Annotated in this window: 16 protein-coding genes; 7 read left to right on the forward strand and 9 right to left on the reverse strand. The window is 68.9% G+C overall.

Annotated elements, in window-relative coordinates; all coding sequences use genetic code 11:
* Nucleotides 1-296: 296 nt before the first annotated feature.
* From ACFVAV_RS07245 to ACFVAV_RS07255, 3 genes are all read right to left on the reverse strand, one after another.
* Nucleotides 297-1247, reverse strand: a complete 951-nt coding sequence (locus tag ACFVAV_RS07245; protein ID WP_379031341.1) for a lysophospholipid acyltransferase family protein — start codon at nt 1245-1247, stop codon at nt 297-299.
* 5 nt (nt 1248-1252) lie between these two features.
* On the reverse strand, nt 1253-2071 hold the full coding sequence (locus ACFVAV_RS07250) for a GNAT family N-acetyltransferase (RefSeq protein WP_379031344.1): 819 nt from the start codon (nt 2069-2071) through the stop codon (nt 1253-1255).
* 259 nt (nt 2072-2330) lie between these two features.
* Nucleotides 2331-3599, reverse strand: a complete 1269-nt coding sequence (locus ACFVAV_RS07255; protein ID WP_379031346.1) for an NAD(P)/FAD-dependent oxidoreductase — start codon at nt 3597-3599, stop codon at nt 2331-2333.
* A 133-nt stretch (nt 3600-3732) separates the two neighbouring features.
* On the opposite strand from ACFVAV_RS07255, the gene ACFVAV_RS07260 reads away from it, so the two are divergent.
* On the forward strand, nt 3733-4587 hold the full coding sequence (locus ACFVAV_RS07260; protein ID WP_379031348.1) for a LysR family transcriptional regulator: 855 nt from the start codon (nt 3733-3735) through the stop codon (nt 4585-4587).
* Between the two features lie 48 nt (nt 4588-4635).
* On the opposite strand, the gene ACFVAV_RS07265 is transcribed toward ACFVAV_RS07260, so the two are convergent.
* From ACFVAV_RS07265 to ACFVAV_RS07280, 4 genes are all read right to left on the reverse strand, one after another.
* Nucleotides 4636-5598, reverse strand: a complete 963-nt coding sequence (locus tag ACFVAV_RS07265; protein ID WP_379031351.1) for an aminoglycoside phosphotransferase family protein — start codon at nt 5596-5598, stop codon at nt 4636-4638.
* A gap of 145 nt (nt 5599-5743) precedes the next feature.
* Nucleotides 5744-6394, reverse strand: coding sequence for a Uma2 family endonuclease (locus ACFVAV_RS07270; RefSeq protein ID WP_379031354.1), 651 nt, complete (start codon nt 6392-6394; stop codon nt 5744-5746).
* Nucleotides 6395-6493: 99 nt separating this feature from the next.
* Nucleotides 6494-7450, reverse strand: coding sequence for an electron transfer flavoprotein subunit alpha/FixB family protein (locus ACFVAV_RS07275; RefSeq protein ID WP_379031356.1), 957 nt, complete (start codon nt 7448-7450; stop codon nt 6494-6496).
* A gap of 36 nt (nt 7451-7486) precedes the next feature.
* Nucleotides 7487-8272 (reverse strand): electron transfer flavoprotein subunit beta/FixA family protein, encoded by a 786-nt coding sequence (locus ACFVAV_RS07280; protein ID WP_189027240.1) that lies wholly within the window; start codon nt 8270-8272, stop codon nt 7487-7489.
* Nucleotides 8273-8462: 190 nt separating this feature from the next.
* Between ACFVAV_RS07280 and ACFVAV_RS07285 the strand changes: the two genes are divergently transcribed.
* From ACFVAV_RS07285 to ACFVAV_RS07300, 4 genes are all read left to right on the forward strand, one after another.
* Nucleotides 8463-9251, forward strand: coding sequence for a methyltransferase domain-containing protein (locus ACFVAV_RS07285; protein WP_379031359.1), 789 nt, complete (start codon nt 8463-8465; stop codon nt 9249-9251).
* Nucleotides 9248-10804 (forward strand): 1,4-alpha-glucan branching protein domain-containing protein, encoded by a 1557-nt coding sequence (locus tag ACFVAV_RS07290; RefSeq protein ID WP_379031362.1) that lies wholly within the window; start codon nt 9248-9250, stop codon nt 10802-10804. The genes ACFVAV_RS07285 and ACFVAV_RS07290 overlap by 4 nt, the downstream gene beginning before the upstream one ends.
* Nucleotides 10801-12054, forward strand: a complete 1254-nt coding sequence (locus ACFVAV_RS07295) for a glycosyltransferase family 4 protein (protein ID WP_379031365.1) — start codon at nt 10801-10803, stop codon at nt 12052-12054. Before ACFVAV_RS07290 ends, ACFVAV_RS07295 begins: the two co-directional genes overlap by 4 nt.
* Nucleotides 12055-12184: 130 nt before the next feature.
* Entirely contained in the window at nt 12185-12547 is a 363-nt protein-coding gene (locus ACFVAV_RS07300; protein WP_379031368.1) for an STAS/SEC14 domain-containing protein, read from the forward strand.
* Nucleotides 12548-12577: 30 nt separating this feature from the next.
* Here the strand turns inward: ACFVAV_RS07300 and ACFVAV_RS07305 are convergent, their stop codons facing one another.
* Nucleotides 12578-13912, reverse strand: a complete 1335-nt coding sequence (locus ACFVAV_RS07305; protein ID WP_379031371.1) for a putative glycoside hydrolase — start codon at nt 13910-13912, stop codon at nt 12578-12580.
* A 116-nt stretch (nt 13913-14028) separates the two neighbouring features.
* Here ACFVAV_RS07305 and ACFVAV_RS07310 point away from each other — a divergent pair, with 116 nt between their 5' ends.
* The gene (locus ACFVAV_RS07310) at nt 14029-15039 is read left to right on the forward strand and encodes a polysaccharide deacetylase family protein (protein WP_379031374.1); all 1011 of its coding nucleotides are present in this window, start codon (nt 14029-14031) and stop codon (nt 15037-15039) included.
* A 7-nt stretch (nt 15040-15046) separates the two neighbouring features.
* On the opposite strand, the gene ACFVAV_RS07315 is transcribed toward ACFVAV_RS07310, so the two are convergent.
* A complete protein-coding gene (locus tag ACFVAV_RS07315; protein WP_379031376.1) occupies nt 15047-16339 on the reverse strand; it encodes a PQQ-binding-like beta-propeller repeat protein in 1293 nt (430 codons plus the stop codon).
* Between the two features lie 144 nt (nt 16340-16483).
* Here ACFVAV_RS07315 and ACFVAV_RS07320 point away from each other — a divergent pair, with 144 nt between their 5' ends.
* Nucleotides 16484-17221, forward strand: coding sequence for an acyltransferase (locus tag ACFVAV_RS07320; protein ID WP_379031834.1), 738 nt, complete (start codon nt 16484-16486; stop codon nt 17219-17221).
* Nucleotides 17222-17296 lie beyond the last annotated feature (75 nt).

Raw genomic sequence — 17296 nt, forward strand, 5'->3', positions numbered from 1 at the left:
GGGAAATTCCTGCGTGACGGTACCGCAAATATCTCATCAATTTCGGGGCAGCGGCAATTTAGGGGTTTCAGTTCGGGGCGACTGGGTATAGGGCAACCGTTCGGTATGTAACCCAGGTCATACGCAGGAAATACGCAGTGCGAACGATCTCGAGGCGGACATGACCTTTTCACATTTTGCGTCGAATCCCGCACCGGGCTGGACCTGCGAATCTTCCGCTACCTGCCATCGGGAAACGCCTTTACCGGAGACCGCAAACGCGATCTCCGGCAGCGGACGAGCAGATTCGAGCAGAGTTACCAGGCAGTAGCGGACGCTGTTTCCGGTACCCGCCGATCGGCCGACGGATCTTGCACGCGCGTGTTCCCCGCTTCGATCCATTCGGTGTCGAGCACGCCGTGGCGCGAGCGGTCGGTGCCACGCACCGCGGCCTCGCACCGGCGAGCCAGATCGCGCCGATCCACACCGGGATACTCGAGCGGCTCGAGCACGATCTCGGCGGTCATGCCTTTGCTGCGCAGCACACGCTTGGCCGAGTCGGCGAAGGTGTCGTCACCGACGAAACCCGGGACGGTGCATGGCACTCCGTGCCGGTCGAGATAGCGCAACCGGACCGGCTGGACCGGGGTCGCCGTATCGATCGCCGCCTGGAACATGGCAGGCCGCATCGAACCGTAGGCCCGGCCGCACCAGGTGGTGCCCTCCGGGAAGACGGCGATCCGGTTGCCGTCGGCGAGCCGTTGCGCGACCTGGCCGACCACACCCGGAAGTTCACGCAGGCGCGCCCGCTCGATCGGGATCACGCGGGTGAGCTGCGCGAGCCTGCCCAGCACCGGCCATTCGACCATGTCGGCCCTGGCGACGAAGCTGACCGGCTGCACCGCGGCCAGCGAGACCACGTCGGCCCAGCCGATGTGGCCGGTCACGACCATCACCGCGGTGCCGGGATCGGCGAACCCGGCGCTCGACGCGCCCTGCCCGGCCGCACGGTTGTCGACGATGCGCAGCCGCATCCCCAGGCAACCGAGCGCGGCACGGGCGTAGCGGCGCTGCAGGTTCTCGCGCCGCGACTTCGGGGTCGCGGCGGTCAGCACCGGGAAGGTGAGCACGAGTCCGATCACGCCGGCCAGCCGGGCGACCATCCTGGCGGTACCGACGTCGTCGATCGGTTCGATGCAGCGAGACCCACAGGGGCTCGACGGCATCCACGAGTGCGAGTGTGTGGCGGGCGGCGCGTCGAACACCATGGCGGTTACTTCCCGTCGAAATTGGCGGCCGCGCTCTGCAGCCGCTCCAGATACCGGGTGTTGATGGTTTCCATACCGAGCAGGGCGACGAAGTCGGCGACCGCGAAATCGGGGTCGTGCGCCGGTTCGCCGCAGATCTCGGCACCCAGGCGCAGGTACCCGCGTAACAGCGGCGGCAGCTTGGGACGGCTCGGCGGGGTCAGCTCGTCGAGGGACAGACCGTCGACGACGACCGGGCGGTGCGGGTGCACGCGACGCTCGGGGTCGCAGGCGTGGCGGCCCAGCAGCATGTCGCGCACGCCGCGCACGTTCACACCGGCCGGGTCTTCGGGGCTGTCCTGCATCGGCACCGACACGCAGCCCATCACCCAGTCGTAACCGGTGAGCTGGATGTAGTGCAGGATGCCCGCCCACATCAGGGTGAGCACCGAGCCGTTGCGGTGATCGGGCACCACGCAGGCCCGGCCCATCTCGACGATCCGGTGACCGGTGGGGTCGAGCTGGCTGAGATCGAATTCGGTCGCCGTGTAGTACCCGCCCGCGGCACTCACCTTGTCCGGCGGCAACATCCGGTAGCAGCCGACGAACTGCTCGGTGAACTCGTCACGGACCAGCAGGTGGTCGCAGTGCTCGTCGAACCGGTCGGCGTCCAGGCCGGTGCCGTTGTCGGGCATCTGAAACCCGGGCTCGGAGGCGAAGACCTGGAATCGGAGCCGCTGGGCGGCTTCCCTGTGCTCGGCATCGGACGCGACGACCAGAGAGTACCGAGACTTCCCCACCCCGGAGTCCGGCGCCGGCGCGGTCAACACGGACGAAATAGTCATACCGCTGATGAAGCCAGTCCGAGCTGGCATCGGAGCGACACATCGGTGTCGTGTCGATGCCAGCTCGGTGAACGAGATACCCATCACACCGAGCGTTCACCGATGCGCTGCTTATCGTTCGCCCACCTGCGGGTTTCTAGCCGAAGAGTCCGGTTTCGGGGCCCAATCGGGCTGCGAGATCCGGCCTGGCGGCCCGCATTCCGATGGCCCGGAACGACGATCGGCCCGCCGTCGCACGGCGGGCCGATCACGGTGTTCCTCAGGCGGCCGATCGCGCGGGTTCGGTGCGCTTACCGGTCCGCTCGGCCTCGTCGAAGCCGGGGCGGGCGGTGCCGATGAAGGCGACCAGCCACGACGCGACCGCGGCGAAGCGGTTGCGGAAGCCGACCAGATACATCAGGTGCACGGCCAGCCACATCCCCCAGGCGATGGTGCCGCGGAAGGTGATGCGGTCGTTGAGCTTCACGACGGCGCTGAACCGGCTGATCACCGCCATGCTGCCCTTGTCCCAGTAGACGAACGGCGTGCCCGCGTCCTTCTTGCGCCGGATGATGTCGGCGGCGTGACGGCCCTCCTGCATGGCGACCGGCGACTGGCCGGGGTAGCCGTTGAGCGAGGTCATGTCGCCGATGGCGTAGATGTCGGCGTGGCCGCCGACGGTCAGGTCCGGGTTGATCAGCAGCCGGCCCGCGCGGTCGGTCTCGGCGCCGGTGGCCTCGGCCAGCAGCGCCGCGAATCCGCCCGCCTGCACGCCGGCCGACCACACCACGGTCTCGGCGGCGATGCCGCGCTCGATGCCCTCGGCATCCTTGACCGTCACCTTGCCCTCGTCGATATCGGTGACGAAGGTGCCGAGCAGCACCTCGACGCCGCTGCCGGTCAGCGAGCGCTTCGCGTATTCCGAGAGCCCGCCGCCGAAGGGCGGCAGCACCGCATTCGCGCCCTCGACCAGGGTCACCGAGACCTCCTGGTGGAAGTGCCGCTTGGCGAGCTCCTTGATCTGGCCCGCCACCTCGACACCGGTCGCACCGGCGCCGACGACGACGAAGCTGAGCAGCTTGCGCCTCGTCGCCTCGTCGGCGTTCTCGGCCGCGGCGAACACCGAGGCGATCTGGGCACGCAGGCGCTGCGCGTCGTCGATGGTCTTGAGCGAGAAGGTCTTGTCGGCGAAGTCGTCGCGGCCGAAGTAGCTCTGGCTGGCGCCGGTCGCGGCGATCAGCGAGCCGTAGCTGATCTGCCGGGTACCCTCGGCGGTCTCGTAGGTGAGCACGGCGGCGTCGGCATCGATCCCGGTGACCTTGCCGAGTCGGACGTCGGCCTCGGGGTGGCGGCGCAGTACGTTCTTGATGGGCGGCGCGATCTCCTCCGGCGCGAGCACGCCGGTCGCCACCTGGTAGAGCAGTGGCTGGAACAGGTGCTCGGGCGTGCTCGAGATCAGGACGTAGCTGATTCGTGACTTGCTCAGTTGCTTGGCAGCGGCGAGTCCGCCGAAGCCCGAACCGACGATGACGACATCCGTGTGTTCCATGATCGCGCACTCCAAGATCGGTAATGAGTCCTTTCATATGAGTAAACGCGATGCGGAACGCAGATGTTTCCGGTGTTTGGGCGCATACTGAAGATGACTCTTATCTGTATGACTAATAAATAGGAGGTACCTGGTGGAACTTCGCCAGTTGGCGTACTTCGTCGCGGTGTGCGAGGAGCTCAGTTTCAGCCGCGCCGCGAGCCGCTGCTTCATCTCCCAATCCGCGATCAGCCACCAGATCGCGAGACTGGAACGTGACCTCGGCGCGCAGCTGTTCGAGCGCACGACCAGGGCCGTCGTCCCCACCGACGCGACCCTGCGGCTGCTCCCGCTGGCCAAGCAGATGCTGAGCCTGGAGTCCGCGATCCGCGCCGCCGTGCGCACCACCGGCCCGCGCATCCGCCTCGCCGCCAACATGTCGTTCGCGGCCCGCTCCCTGTCCGCGATCGCCGCCGCCCGCGCCGCCCACCCCGACGCCGAGATCGAATACGTCATCAAGCCGTTCCGTCAGCGGATCACCGCCGTCGCCGACGGCGACTGCGATCTGGCGCTGATCCGCGGCAGCGTGGATCAGCCGGGTCTGGCGGTGGAGCAGCTCTGGGTCGAAGACCTGGTGATCGCGATCTCCAGCAGTCACCCGCTGGCCGGAAAGGGCGTCGTCACCCTCGCCGACCTCAGCCCCTACCCCCTGCTCTTGCCGCCCGAGCAGGAACAGGTCCTGCTACACACCCTGATCCGCTCGGCCTTCGCCGATCTTCCGGTCGGTCCCACCTTCGGGCCCCCGATCCCACCCGATCACACCGCGACGATGGAACTGCTCAACCGCCCCGAATCCTGGACCGTCCTCTACGAGGGCCCGACCAAGGGCCTGCTCACTCTGGACCTCACCGACCACCGCCTCCGCATCCCGGTGTCGGCGGTGCTGCGCGAGGACGCGCGCCAGAATCCGATCGTGAACACGCTGCTGGCCGCGTTGCATCGACGGTGATCGTGGTGAGCCCGAAGTGGACCGAGGCACCCGGTGCGGAAGCGGCGGCTAGCCGGCGGGCGCGACGGCCAGTGCGTGCGCGACGGCCAGGTGCAGCGGCAAGGTCTCTTCGTCTTCGTCCTCGACCGACCAGATGATCTCCTCGATCGCCCGCAGGAAGGCCCAGCCGCGGGCGCGGTCGGCCGGGATGCCGAGGTCCCGTGCCGTCGCGGCGACCACGGCGCGCGCGTGCTCGGGCGTCGGCGCCGACTGCACCTGGATCATGATCAGGAAGCCCGCGTCGAAAGCGGCCTCACCCAGGTAGGGCTTCGGATCGATCAGCAGCCACGGTTCCCGTTCGGCCGCAACGATATTGCCCAGATGGGTGTCGCGATTCACGACGAGCAGTGGTCCGACCGGGACGGCGAGCCGCGCACACCAGGCCGAAGCCTGCTCGCGCAGATCCGCCGGAAGCACTTCGGCGAGTTCGGGTTCGGGCTGCCGCAGCCGTTGCGCCCATTGCGCGACCACGTCGGTCGCCGTCGGCAGCGGCGGATAGTCACCGGGAACGCCACTCGGCTCCCGCCGCAACCGGCGAAGTACCGTGCACGCCAGGCGAACCCGGCTCGCGTTCTCCGGCCTGCCCTCCAGACTCGGGAACCCCGGCTGCTCGAGCAGCGGCTGTCCCGGCCGGGCCCACTCCATCAGCATCGCGCCGCTGTCGGCATCGAACCGGTACAGCGTCACGGCCCCCTCCCCGCCGTAGCAGAACAACCCGGTCGCCTCCGCGACATTCTCCTCATCGACCACCGGCACCTTGAGCACCGCCACCGACCCGTCGCCGCGTCGCACCGGCGCGACGAACGCGTGCGTGCCACCCTCGAACGCCGGGCCGATCACCGTCAACCCCCAAGCCCCACACAGCTTTTCCACCAGCCCCGGCAGATCCTCGAGCCACCGCTGCCCCACCGCCCCGAACACCTCCAGCACCGTCTCCTCGACCTCCGGCGGCACCTCGATCGGCAATGTCATCACCCACCCCACCCTGCCACGCCCACCCGCGTCGGCCCATTACCGCCTGACCGGGGCACGGCGCGATGAAAGTCCCGGACCGTCGGCACCTCGGCAGACGAACCCTTCCCGGTCGGCTCGAAACCCTGCCGGGATTGCTCCCTGCTCAAAAGGCCAGCGACGACCAGGGAATCTCGATCGAGAACGGGTACGGGAAGGAGATACCAGCAGTCGCCCCAGGGCTCCACTCGCCGGCGAGCAGGTAGTTCGCGTGCCGGAGCGGACGCACTCCCGGCGGAAGCTCGGCGTGACCGATTTCGAGGATGTAGACGCGAAGGGCTCCGATGCCGGTGAGATCCTGCGTCAGCTCGACTTCCCAGTACGACGGAATGCCCGCACCCGCATAACGGGCCTTCTTCGCTTCGATCTCGGTGGTTGTGTTCGACGGCGACAGCACCTCACCGACGAGCACCGTGTCGGAGGCGCGGACATCGGCGCCCGGCGACAGGCAGCGGTGAACGAGGAAGTCCGGGGTGACGAAGTCGGACTTTCCGGTGTTGCCGAAGAAGACATTCGTCTCGAGATTTCCTCGCCAGCATCGTTCGGGGTGCGACAACCTGTCGTCGCTGGAACAACGCCTGATTTCCTGCGCAAGTAGCAATGTCGCCAATTGATGTTCACCTGGCCCACGACGCACCCACACAACTCGCCCGTCCCACAACTCGATCTGGGCGGCGACCTCCTCGGGTAGCTTCTCCAGCTCTTCCCAAGTCATCGCCTCGGGCAGGTCAGGGCGGTCGACGCTCGGCACGGCCATTCACCCATGCTACGCAGCGGCGACGACATCTCTCGCGAGACGCAATGCGGCCCCGCCCGGAAACCCGGACGGGGCCGCATTGCGCTCAGCGACGAGACCTTATCCCTTGTGGGACTTCACGGCCTCGGTCAGCTGCGGGGCGACGTTGAACAGGTCGCCCACGATGCCGTAGTCGGCGATCTCGAAGATGGGAGCCTCTTCGTCCTTGTTGACCGCGACGATGGTCTTCGAGGTCTGCATGCCGGCGCGGTGCTGGATCGCGCCGGAGATGCCCAGGGCGATGTAGAGCTGCGGGGAGACCGTCTTACCGGTCTGACCGACCTGGAACTGGCCCGGGTAGTAGCCCGAGTCGACAGCGGCACGCGAGGCGCCGACGGCAGCACCGAGCGAGTCGGCCAGCGCCTCGACGACCGCGAAGTTGTCGGCGGAACCGACACCACGGCCACCGGAGACGACGATGCTCGCCTCGGTCAGCTCCGGACGGTCGCCGCCCACGATCGGCTCACGCGAGATGACCTTGACGACGCCCTCTTCCTGGGCCGGAACCTCGACGACGACCTGCTCGCCCGCGCCGGCCTGCGGGGCCGCCTCGACGGCGCCAGGGCGGACCGAGATCACCGGCACGTCGCCGGTGGCCTTGGCCTCGACGGTGAACGCGCCACCGAAGATGGAGTGCACGGCCGAGCCGTCGGCGTTGACGCCGATGACGTCGACGAGCAGGCCGGAGCCGATGCGCGCGGCGAGGCGGCCCGACACCTCCTTGCCCTCGGCGGTGGCGGCGACCAGCACGGCGGCGGGCGAGGCGGACTCGACCAGACCGGCCAGCACGTCGACCTTCGGGGTGACCAGGAAGCCCTCGATGTCGTCGGACTCGGCGACGTAGATCTTCTCGGCGCCCGCGGCGGCCAGCGCGGCGGCCAGCTTGTCGGCGGTACCGGCCGGGCCGGTCACGACGGCGGCGGGCTCGCCCAGGGTGCGGGCGGCGGTGAGCAGTTCGGTGCTGATCTTCTTCACGGCACCGTCGGCGTGCTCGATGAGCACAAGTACTTCAGCCATTGTTCTTTCTCCTTCGAAGTCTCGGACGGGGCCGGATCAGATGATCTTCTGACCGATGAGGTAGGTGGCGATCTGGTTGCCGCCCTCGCCCTCGTCCGCGATCTTCTCGCCCGCGGTGCGGGCGGGCTTCGGGGTGGAGCCGGTGACCTGGGTGCCGGCGTTGGCGACGCCCACGGTCGACGGGTCGATGCCCAGATCGGCCAGGGTGAAGACCTGAACTTCCTTCTTCTTCGCGGCCATGATGCCCTTGAAGGACGGGAAGCGCGGCTCGTTGATCTTCTCGGTGACCGAGACGATGGCCGGCAGGGACGCCTCGAGCTTGAAGACGCCCTCGTCGGTCTCACGCTCGCCGGTGATCTTGTCACCGTCGACGGTCAGCTTGCGCAGGTGCGTCAGCTGCGGGATGCCCAGGTACTCGGCGATGATCGCCGGCACGGCACCCGCGCGACCGTCGGTGGCCTCGTTACCGGCGATGACCAGCTCGACGCCCTCGACCTGGCCGAGCGCGCCGGCCAGCACCCACGCGGTCTGCACGGCGTCGGAGCCGTGGATCGCCGGGTCGTTGATGTGGATGGCCTTGTCGGCACCCATGGACAGCGCCTTGCGGATGGCCTCGGTGGCGCGATCCGGACCGGCGGCCAGCACGGTGACCTCGCCGCCCTGGGCCTCCTTGATCAGCAGCGCTTCCTCGACGGCGCGCTCGTTGATCTCGTCGAGGACGGCGTCGGCAGCCTCGCGGTCGAGGGTGTAGTCACCATCGGTCAGCTTGCGCTCGGACCAGGTGTCAGGAACCTGCTTGATGAGTACGACGATGTTCGGCATCGGTCTTCGTCGACCTCCTTCTGGATACACGTGTGTGGTGGCCGCACGAGCGGGGGCCGTACGTCCGTGAGTAGCTCAGAGCGGAACACTACCCTACGCTAAGTTACTCGTGGGTAACCTACATGCACAAGAGGTTCCCATCCGGTCCCTGAATCCTGCAAGGACCGGCGGTACCAGTAACGTCGGACGAATGAGCGAGGCTGTGATCCCTGCCGCACCCGTGGCCGCCACACATGAACCACTGCCGTTGACCGGTGAGCGGACCGTGCCCGGCATCGCCGAGGAGAACTACTGGTTCCGTCGGCACGAGATCGCCTACGCCCGGCTGCTCGACCGTTGCACCGGCAAGACCGTGCTCGAGGCGGGTTCGGGCGAGGGCTACGGCGCCGACATGATCGCCGGCGTGGCCGCGCGTGTCGTCGGTGTCGACTACGACGAGGGCGCCGTCGCGCACGTGCGCGCGCGCTATCCGCGCGTCGAGATGATCCAGGGCAACCTCGCCGAGCTGCCGCTGGAGGACGAAACCGTCGATGTCGTCGTGAATTTCCAGGTCATCGAGCACCTGTGGGACCAGGCACAGTTCCTGCGCGAGTGCCTGCGCGTGCTGCGCCCTGGCGGGCAGCTGCTGATCAGCACGCCGAACCGGATCACCTTCTCCCCCGGCCGCGATACCCCGCTCAACCCGTTCCACACCCGCGAACTCAACGCGGCCGAGCTGACCGAATTGCTGGTCGAGGCCGGTTTCACCGTCTCCGAGATGCTCGGTGTGCACCACGGCGCGAGCCTGAAAGCGTTGGACGCCAAGCACGGTGGGTCGTTCATCGACGCCCAGATCGAGCGCGCGCTGGCCGGTGAGCCGTGGCCCGCCGACCTGACCGCCGACGTCGCCGCCGTCACCATCGACGATTTCGATCTGCGCGCGGGCGATATCGACGCGAGCCTGGACCTGGTGGCGATCGCCGAAAAGGCAAGGCGTTGACCGACTCCCGCTCCGCCCGGTCCGGCTCGGTGCCGGGCCAGTTCACGCTCGTCCTACACTCCCACCTGCCCTGGCTGGCCCATCACGGACGCTGGCCGGTCGGCGAGGAATGGCTCTACCAGTCCTGGGCCGCGTCCTATCTGCCCCTGGTGCGGGTACTGAAAAACCTTGCGGCCGAAGGCCGTACGCGTCTGCTGAGCCTGGGCATCACCCCGGTGCTCGCCGCCCAGCTCGACGATCCGCACTGCCTGGCCGGCATGCACCACTGGCTGGGCAACTGGCAGTTGCGCGCCGACGAGGCGTCGATGTCGGGCAATGTGGCGCTGGGCCGACACGAACATCGGCTCGCCGCAACGGCGTTGACCGAATTCGAACGTGACTGGCGGCACGGCAGCGCCCCGGTGTGGCGCTCGCTCATCGACGCCGACGCGATCGAACTGCTCGGCGGTCCGCTCGCCCATCCCTTCCAGCCACTGCTCGACGAGCGACTGCGCCAGTTCCAGCTCACCGAGGGCCTGGCCGACGCGCGACTGCGCTGGGGCACCACCCCCACCGGCATCTGGGCGCCCGAGTGCGGCTACACCCCCGGCATGGAACGTAATTACGACGCCGCGGGTGTGACGCATTTCATGGTCGACGGGCCCTCGCTGCGGGGCGATACCACCCTCGGCAGGCCGGTGCGCGACTCCGATGTGCTCGCGTTCGGACGCGATCTCCAGGTGAGCTACCGCGTCTGGTCGCCGAAACAGGGCTACCCGGGGCAGAGCGCGTACCGCGATTTCCATCACTACGACCACGCGACGGGTCTCAAGCCGTCGCGGGTGACCGGCAAAACCGTCGCCGGTCCTGACAAGGCCCCTTACGATCCCGAACTCGCCGCGGGCGCCATCACGCGCGATGTCGCGGACTTCGTCGAGACCGTCCGCAGCAGGCTGATCGAGGAGTCCGAGCGGATCGGCCGACCGGCCCTCGTGGTGGCCGCCTTCGACACCGAACTGTTCGGTCACTGGTGGCACGAGGGCCCCGAATGGCTCGAGCAGGTGCTGCGCGCCCTGCCGGAAGCCGGCGTGAACGTCGGCACTCTCGCCGACGCCCGTGACAACGGGTATGTCGGCGAACCTGTGCAGCTCAACGACTCGTCGTGGGGTTCGGGCAAGGACTGGCGGGTGTGGGCGGGCGACCAGGTCGCCGACCTCGTCGAGCTCAATGCCGACGTCGTCCGGCTGGCGCTGGACACCCTGGACAAGGTCCGCCGCGACGGCTCGCTGCGCGATCCGGTCGCCGACCAGTTGCTGCGCGAGGCGATCCTGACCGTCTCCAGCGACTGGGCGTTCATGGTCAGCAAGGACTCCGCCGCCGGGTACGCCCGCGACCGGGCCCACGAGCACGCGCACGCCGTGCGCGAACTCGCCGAGGCCATCGGGGCTGGCCAGTTCGCCAAAGCGACCCGTCTCGCGGCAGGATGGAACGCGGCCGACGGATTCTTCCCAGGTCTGGACGCGCGGCGGTTGCCGACCGCTGTCCCGTCGGCCGCCGCTGAAGGATTCGCATGAAGATTTTGATGGTGTCGTGGGAGTACCCGCCGGTCGTGGTCGGCGGGCTCGGTCGGCACGTCCATCACCTGGCCGTGGAGCTGGCCGCGGCCGGTCACGAGGTCGTGGTGCTGGCCCGCAGGCCGACGGGCACCGACTCGATCACCCATCCCACGCACTCCTACATCGCCGACGGCGTGCTCGTCGTGGCCGTGGCCGAGGACCCGCCGTGCTTCGACTTCGGCGAGGACATGCTCGCCTGGACGCTGGCGATGGGGCACGCGATGGTCCGCGCAGGTGTCGCGCTCGGCAAGCCCGGCGTCGGCGAGGGCTGGACGCCGGATGTGGTGCACGCGCACGACTGGCTCGTCGCGCACCCGTCGATCGCGCTGGCCGAGTACTACGACGTTCCGCTGGTGGCGACCATCCACGCCACCGAAGCCGGTCGCCACAGCGGCTGGGTGTCGGGGCGGGTCAACAAGCAGGTGCACTCGGTCGAGTGGTGGCTGACCAACGAGGCCGATCAGATCATCACCTGCTCGACCTCCATGCAGGACGAGGTGGAGCGGCTCTACGGGCCCGAGCTCTCGCCGATCACGGTGATCCGCAACGGCATCGATGTCGGCGCCTGGACCTTCCGTCCGCGCGCACCGCGCTCCGGCCCGCCGAAGCTGCTGTACGTGGGCAGGCTCGAATACGAGAAGGGCGTGCAGGACGCGATCGCCGCGCTCCCCCGCATCCGCCGCGCGCACCCCGGCACCACCTTGACCGTGGCCGGTGTCGGCACCCAGTTCGACTGGCTGCGTGAACGCGCCCGCGTGCATCGCGTCGCGCGGGCCGTGCACTTCGTCGGCAGTCTCGGACACGAGGAACTGCTCGGCTGGCTGCACGGCGCGGACGCCATCGTGCTGCCGAGCCGGTACGAGCCGTTCGGCATCGTCGCCCTGGAAGCCGCCGCCGCTGGAGTGCCGCTGATCGCCTCCACCGCGGGCGGCCTGGGCGAGGCCGTCATCGACGGCGTCACCGGCGCCTCCTTCGAACCGGCCGACGTGGACGGCATCGTCGACGCGGCCCGCGCCGTCCTCGACGACCCCGCGACCGCGCAGGACCGCGCCTACAACGCCCGCGAGCGGCTCACCGCCGACTTCGCCTGGGACGTGGTGGCCGCGGAGACCGCGCAGGTCTACTCGGCCGCCAAACGCCGCGTGCGGACGTCGCTGGGCCGCCCCGACATCGTGGAACGGCCGCTGCCGGAGCGCGATCCGAAGTAGTGGACGCTTCTCGACGCGCGACCGTGGCGGTCGCGCGCCGAGCTCGAGTTCACCCACAACGCATGACGCCGAGGCAGCCACCCGGCTCTACCGTCGCTGGTGCCGACCACCACGACGAAGGAGCCGCGCCATGCCCTTGCAGCAGATCCCGCACCTGCCCGCCGCGACGATCGGCCTGCGCGCGTCCGGAACCGTCACCGCCGAGGACTACACCACCGTCCTCGACCCGGCGATCGACGCGGCCCTCCGACACGAACAGCCGGTCAACCTGGTCTACGTCCTCGGCCCCGACTTCGACCGCTACTCCCTCGACGCGATGTGGCAGGACCTCAAGCTGGTCAGGCTGCCACGCAGCGCCTGGGGCCGCATCGCCCTGGTCACCGACCACAAGGCACTGGGCGAAGCCGTCCACCTGTTCAGCTTCCTCATCCCCGCGGAGGTGCGGGTCTTCCCCGTCGCGAACGAGAGCGACGCCATCGCCTGGGTGGCGTGACAGGTCTTCAGCGTCCGGTGGTGGGCTTCTTCAGGCCGGGTGGATGCCGCCGCCGTGATAGCGGGTGGCGGCGTTCCAGAGGAAGAAGCTGTCGATGCCCGCGTCTCGGGTGGCGTCGATCTGGGCGCGCAACTCGGCGTCGCCGTAGGACACGCCGAGGCTGAAGTCCTGGAGCCACGGGATCACGGTGGCGCCGGTGCCCGCCGTGCTCTTCTGGAAGTCCTGCAGCGAGCGGAAGATGATGTCGTAGGGCTGTGCGTTGGGGTTGGCGACGCCGTACTCACCGGAATTCCAATGCGACGGATAGAGCATGGGCGCGACGAAGTCGACGCTGCGGGCCATGAGCGGGATGTCCTGGGCGATCTCGTCCGGGCGGGTGGAGGCGATTCCGTAGACCGCGGCGCTCAGATGCGCTCCGGCCAGGTGCACCGGGTAGCGGCTCTGGGCGAGGAATTCCGCGACCGCGGCGCTGGGGGTCTCGGTGAGTCCGGCGAAATTCATGCTGGACAGGCTGCCGTCCGGGCGGCGGACGTAGTCGTACATGATGCCGTCGAAGCCGAGCTGTGCGGCCTCCACCGCGAGGTCGATGTTGTATCGGCGCACGTCGGGATGGGCGACATTGGTGAAGGCGATCGGGCCGTAGTGGCTGGAATAGGGCTGCCCGGACGGATTCTGGACAACCCAGTCGGGTCGGCCGTTGTGCCAGGCCCAGGCGGCCACGGTCGGATCGCGGAACGCGACAATGCGGCCGACCACCTGCAGGCCGAGGTCGTGCAATTGCCGCAGGGCGGCGGGCGCATCGTAAATCGAAGCGACAGCACCGGATTCGCGGGCGAGGGGGACCTGGGAGTCGTAGCCGACGACGCCGTCCTCGTCCTTGATGTCGAGCTGCACGGTATCGATACGGCCTTCGCGAGCGAGATCGAGCACGGCTTCGCGCAGGCCCTCGTGCGACCAGGCGTGCGCGGTGACGTGCACGGCCCGCATCCGCGGCAGCGTGCGCGCCGTGACGACGGTGCTGCTGCTCTGATTGCCCGCGGCGTCCGCCGCCACGACCTCGACGGCGGGAGCCCACGGCACGGAGATCTCGAAGGCCCCGTCCGGACCGGGAGTCACCGATTCCTCACCGATGGACACGCGCACGGCGTCGATGGCGGTGCCGCGCAGCACGACCGGGGCGCGATAGGAGCGCACCGGATCAGGTGGTGTCACCTGCAGGGTCGGCGCGACGGTGTCCGCGGCCGAAACCGCGGATCTGCTCAACGCAAATCCGGCCAGCAGCGCGACTACCACCAACGCGAGGACAGCAACTGCGGCGATCATCGCCAAACGCCGCCGATCGACCGACTGGATCCACAATCCCAACGCCCACACCACCTTCCGCTACCGTTGTCAGGCCCACTATTTCGCAGGTCCGATGCAAACTGCCGGGGTATCGAAAGAACACGGGAAAAGCTTTGCCGCCGCGTTACATTATCGCGATGGGAGGCAGATCGAACCCGGTATTCCACCGCGTGTCCACGCTCTTGCTGGCCGCGGCGCTCACCGCCTGCACAGCGGAGGGCGCACCGGCTCCGGCCGGACAACCGGCCGGGCCCGCGACGACAGCGGAATCGCCACCGCCGAATCCGGCCGAGATCGCCGCCAACGAACTCGGATTCGTCCCGGTCCTGATGTATCACCAGATCGCAGCGAACCCGGCCGGCGAATACGACCAGACCCCGGCGGAGTTCCGGGACGAACTGGAACGTCTCTACCGCGAGGGCTACCGCCCGGTGACCGCCGCGCAATACATCTCCGGCGACCTCGACCTGCCCGCGGGCACCCATCCGGTAGTGCTGACCTTCGACGATTCGACCGGTAGCCAGCTCGCCTTCACCGACACCGGCGCCGTGGCCCCGGACAGCGCCGCGGGCATCCTCGCCGAGTTCGGCTCCCGCTACCCCGACTTCCGGCCTGTCGCCACGTTCTACGTCAACAACGAGCCCTTCGGCGGCGACCCGCGCGCCCTGCCCTGGCTCGTCGCCCACGGCCACGAAATCGGCGCGCATACGGCAAGCCACGCCCACTTGGCGAGCCTGGACACCGACGGCGTACAGCGCGAGCTGGTGCAGAACGTGCGCGCGGTGACCGCGGCCGCGCCCGGCGTCACTGTGCGCACCATGGCGCTACCGCTGGGCATCCATCCCCGCGATCAGGCGCTGGCCACCGCGGGCAGCTGGGACGGCACGCCCTACCGCTTCGACGCCGTGATGCTGGTGGGCTCGAACCCCGCCCCAGCGCCGTACGGTGCGGTCGACCCCGGCGGCGTGCCACGCATCCGATCGGGCCGGGGTGCCGTCCCGTTCGATTCGGCCTATTGGCTGGACTGGCTGGCCGCCAACCCGGAACATCGCTACACCGCCGACGGCGACCCGGCGCGCATCTCCTTCCCCCGGCATCTCACGGCGGATCTCGGCGCGCGCTGGTCGGACCGGACCAACCCGTACTGATGCCAGGTCAGGCGTCGGGTGTGAAGGCGAAGATCTCGCCGACGCGGGTGGCCACGACGACCTCGCCCTTCGGTCCGACGGAGGTGCCGGTGGTGGTGCCGGTGGCGGCGGGGAGGACGTCGGAGTCGACGGTGTTGCCGGTGGTGGTGTCGAAGGTGATCAGGCTGAGGCCCGCGCCGATGGCCGCGACGGTGTACCCGATGCCGCCCGCGGTCTGGGCGGGGGTGCCGCGCAGGGCGAGGTCTTTGCGTTCCCAGGCGAGCTCGGCGCGGTCGCCGCGGTCGTGCAGGGCCATCAGGTAGCCGTCGTCGCCCGCGGGGATGATCAGGTCGCCGACCAGGGAGATGCCGCGGCTGGGGGTCCAGCCGAGGGCGTGGGTCCAGCGGGTGCTGCCGTCCTCGGTGTTCACGGCGATCAGGCGGCCGCTGTTGTCACCGACGTAGACGGTGGCGCCGTCGCCGGAGAGGGTCGGGCTGGTGGCGCTGCCGCCGGTCAGCATGTCGGCGCTCCACTCCTGGGCGATTTTGCCGTCGGCGTAGCGCATCGCGCGCAGCGAGGCGGCGGACTTGCCGGGCTCCCACACGGTGACGAAGAACCGGCCCGTCTCGGGGTCGACGGCGGTGGTGTTGGCGACCGCGCAGCGCGGGCCGCCGATCCGGCAGTCGTCGAGACCGTCGCCGGAGGCCGGGCGGGTCAGGCCGGGCAGTTCCAGGAAGTCGGGCTCGCCGAGCAGCTGCAGCGTCGGCACCTCGCGACCGCCGGTCTGGCGGCTCAGGACGTCGACCTGACCGGACTGGGTCACCGTCAGCAGTTTGCCGTCAGCGGTGAACTGGATCGCCACCGGCACCCCCGCCACCGGCGTGCGCCAGCGCGGCTGACCGAGGTAGTTGAAGGAGTTCACCGCGCCGTCGTCGCCGACGTAGACATTGCTGACGCCGTCGACCACGGTCGGCGCCTCGATCGTCGACGGGCCGAGCGGGTTGCAGAAGCGCTTGCGTCCGGTGCGCATCTGGTAGGAGAAGATCGCGCAGTTGCCGGTGCTCGACGTGACGAACATCTGGCCCTCGGGGCCGATCGTCAACGGCTGGGCGATCGGGCCGCCCACCGGGCGCGACCAGCTCAGCGACATCGACTCCGCGCCGGTCACCGGGCTCGCACCGCCGTTGCGGCCGTCGTGATGGGCTGCGGGCCAACCCTTTCCGCTGCCGACCGTGATGTCGTCCACGTCGGTGCCGCATCCTGCCAATGCCACCACACCGGCGGCAGCGAGCGAGGCCGCGACGCGAGTCCGAGTTCGCACCTGCTGATCTCCCTGTGTAATCGAGCCGATGATCGGGGGTATCGCACGGTAAGCGTGCGCTCCGAAAGTACTCTGTGTTACCGATGACCGAATCCCCGGGGCAGGCCCGGTGCGATCACGACGGGAGAGTAGTTCGTGACGAGCATGTGGGGCGCGCCGCTGAGCGCGCGCTGGCGTGGTTCACGCCGCCGCGATCCGCAGCAGGCGCGGTTTCTGACCAGGGACTCGCTGCGCTGGGTGCTCGCCAACCGCGCCTACACCCCCTGGTACCTGGTGCGGTACTACCGGCTGGCCAAGTTCCGGCTGGCCAACCCGCACATCGTGCTGCGCGGCATGGTGTTCCTGGGCCGCAATGTGGAGATCCACGCGACCCCGGAATTCGCCCGCATGGAGATCGGCCGCTGGGTACACATCGGTGACGGCAACGCCATCCGCTGCCACGAGGGTTCGCTGCGCATCGGCGACAAGGTGGTCTTCGGCAAGGACAACGTCGTCAACACCTACCTCGACATCGAGATCGGCGAATCCACGCTGGTCGCCGACTGGTGCTACATCTGCGACTTCGACCACAAGATGGACGACATCACCCTGCCCATCAAGGACCAGGGCATCGTGAAGAGCCCCGTCCGGATCGGCCCCGACACCTGGATCGCCGCCAAGGTGACCGTGCTGCGCGATACCCGCGTCGGGCGTGGGTGCGTGCTGGGTGCGCACGCGGTGGTCCGTGGGGACATCCCCGACTACAGCATCGCCGTCGGCGCGCCGGCCAAGGTCGTCAAGAACCGCAAGGTCGCCTGGGACGCCACCGCCGAGGAGCGGGCCGCCTACATGGCCGCGCTGGCCGATATCGAGCGTAAGAAGAACGCCGCGGCGCGGGCGTAATCACCTCCCGGCTGCGCGGTCGAGGGCTGAGAGGTTTCAACCCCAGGGATGATGGTTTTCCGCTCGTTCTACGAG

Origin of the sequence: Nocardia sp. NPDC057663 (genome assembly GCF_042799895.1) — a bacterium.
In the GTDB taxonomy this organism is placed as follows: domain Bacteria; phylum Actinomycetota; class Actinomycetes; order Mycobacteriales; family Mycobacteriaceae; genus Nocardia.

Bases quoted from the DNA above. Each gene is read 5' to 3' on its own strand.
- ACFVAV_RS07245 (WP_379031341.1), bottom strand. From the start codon at position 1,247: ATGGTGTTCGACGCGCCGCCCGCCACACACTCGCACTCGTGGATGCCG.
- ACFVAV_RS07250 (WP_379031344.1), bottom strand. From the start codon at position 2,071: ATGACTATTTCGTCCGTGTTGACCGCGCCGGCGCCGGACTCCGGGGTG.
- ACFVAV_RS07255 (WP_379031346.1), bottom strand. From the start codon at position 3,599: ATGGAACACACGGATGTCGTCATCGTCGGTTCGGGCTTCGGCGGACTC.
- ACFVAV_RS07265 (WP_379031351.1), bottom strand. From the start codon at position 5,598: ATGACATTGCCGATCGAGGTGCCGCCGGAGGTCGAGGAGACGGTGCTG.
- ACFVAV_RS07270 (WP_379031354.1), bottom strand. From the start codon at position 6,394: ATGGCCGTGCCGAGCGTCGACCGCCCTGACCTGCCCGAGGCGATGACT.
- ACFVAV_RS07275 (WP_379031356.1), bottom strand. From the start codon at position 7,450: ATGGCTGAAGTACTTGTGCTCATCGAGCACGCCGACGGTGCCGTGAAG.
- ACFVAV_RS07280 (WP_189027240.1), bottom strand. From the start codon at position 8,272: ATGCCGAACATCGTCGTACTCATCAAGCAGGTTCCTGACACCTGGTCC.
- ACFVAV_RS07285 (WP_379031359.1), top strand. From the start codon at position 8,463: ATGAGCGAGGCTGTGATCCCTGCCGCACCCGTGGCCGCCACACATGAA.
- ACFVAV_RS07295 (WP_379031365.1), top strand. From the start codon at position 10,801: ATGAAGATTTTGATGGTGTCGTGGGAGTACCCGCCGGTCGTGGTCGGC.
- ACFVAV_RS07300 (WP_379031368.1), top strand. From the start codon at position 12,185: ATGCCCTTGCAGCAGATCCCGCACCTGCCCGCCGCGACGATCGGCCTG.
- ACFVAV_RS07310 (WP_379031374.1), top strand. From the start codon at position 14,029: ATGGGAGGCAGATCGAACCCGGTATTCCACCGCGTGTCCACGCTCTTG.
- ACFVAV_RS07320 (WP_379031834.1), top strand. From the start codon at position 16,484: ATGTGGGGCGCGCCGCTGAGCGCGCGCTGGCGTGGTTCACGCCGCCGC.